The sequence below is a fragment of the Parafrankia sp. Ea1.12 genome, assembly GCF_900465275.1.
GTDB lineage: Bacteria > Actinomycetota > Actinomycetes > Frankiales > Frankiaceae > Parafrankia > Parafrankia soli.
Map to the genome: position 1 here is coordinate 1 of NZ_UBIZ01000355.1, position 409 is coordinate 409.

At 68.2% G+C, this 409-nt stretch carries 1 protein-coding gene and 1 pseudogene; both read right to left on the minus strand.

Features of this window, described 5'->3' with window-relative positions; all coding sequences use genetic code 11:
- Positions 1–136 (minus strand): annotated as a pseudogene (locus FMEAI12_RS19570) (MaoC family dehydratase); the annotation flags it as partial.
- A 127-nt stretch (positions 137–263) separates the two neighbouring features.
- A partial coding sequence (locus FMEAI12_RS19575) for an acyl-CoA dehydrogenase family protein (protein WP_146776734.1) occupies positions 264–409 on the minus strand: 146 nt, incomplete at its 5' end.

The window sequence follows — 409 nt, forward strand, 5'->3', positions numbered from 1 at the left end:
CGTCCAGGTGCAGCGGGTGGTGGTTCATCGTGAGCAGGCAGAACAGATGGTCGTCGTACTCGGTGACCGTCTTTCCAGGCCAGTGCCTGTAGACCGCGCCGACCTCGAACTCCTCGTAGTACCGGCCGAACTGCATGACGACCCCTGTTCCTTCCCGCGAGCGCCCCTGGCGGGCGGATCCGTCCACGTACACCACCCGCACGCGCGCGGGGCCCCACCTGGCGGCCGGCCGTCCCGGCCGGGCCGCCGACTCAGCCGCAGCCTCAGCCTCGCAGCTTGTACTCCTTGAGCAGGGCGCGGCTGATGATGCGCTTCTGCACCTCGGACGTCCCCTCGCCGATGAGCATGAACGGGGCCTCCCGGTAGAGGCGCTCGATCTCGTACTCCTTGGAGTACCCGTAGCCACCGT